This is a genomic window from Xanthomonas populi, assembly GCF_002940065.1.
Lineage (GTDB): Bacteria > Pseudomonadota > Gammaproteobacteria > Xanthomonadales > Xanthomonadaceae > Xanthomonas > Xanthomonas populi.
The window spans coordinates 1-756 of record NZ_MDEJ01000303.1; the positions used below are offsets into that span (position 1 = coordinate 1).

A 756-nucleotide genomic window follows, 5' to 3' on the forward strand; every position below is an offset into this window, starting at 1 on the left:
ATCGCTGATTTTTTGAAGGTATGGTCATCATCCAGTGCGTGTCACCACGGCTACGACTTGGTTGTTCGAGGTGCCCTCAAGACAATCCAGCCCTGACGGTGCGACATGGTGCTTCCAACGACCGGCGCACGACGTTGGTCGAGATGGCGGGCCCATAGGAATTTGAGGGAGTAGGGAAGCGCGGTCCAAGCCAAGGCACCGATGACTGCGATCGAAAGCGACTTTTCGCTGAGCCAATAGCCTAAGGTGCTGCCGATCAGCGGATAAGGCAAACCAGAACCGAAGCCTAGGAATAAAAATCCAGTCCAGGCCTTGGTCGGACTTGATGTCACTTCGTGCATAGGCTGCAACTGCCTTGTCGCTTCGGTTCGTCCATTCGTATCAAGGAAGCAACGTGTCTTCCTCAGCCATCTTTGCGAAGTGTGTAAGCTTTGGTTCTAAGCATAGCGCCTGTCTTATCTCGCACCAAGCGATGCGCTTGCTTGAAGTGTGGGCGCAAGCGGTGCCGGAGTGCTCTCGCCAGGCGTCGGTGATGCCCAGGCATAGCCACGAAATCCAGGATCCAGAGTTGATCACCTTCGTTCCAGTCGCTAATCGGCAAGAACGGGGGATCTTGCAGAACCAAATGACTGGCGGTTTCAGGCGTCAGATAAGCCCATAAGGCGTAGCCGGTCCAGACTCTGAGGTTTCCCCACGTTTTCCCGAGATAGATCAGCTGGTTGCACCCGGATCGTGTAGAAACAAGTGCGCGCATGG

General features: G+C 55.0%; 2 pseudogenes. Both read right to left on the reverse strand.

Features of this window, described 5'->3' with window-relative positions:
• Positions 1-77: 77 nt before the first annotated feature.
• Positions 78-341 (reverse strand): annotated as a pseudogene (locus XpopCFBP1817_RS23825) (hypothetical protein); the annotation flags it as partial.
• A gap of 62 nt (positions 342-403) precedes the next feature.
• A pseudogene (locus XpopCFBP1817_RS20985) lies at positions 404-679 on the reverse strand (toxin-activating lysine-acyltransferase); the annotation flags it as partial.
• Between the last annotated feature and the right edge of the window lie 77 nt (positions 680-756).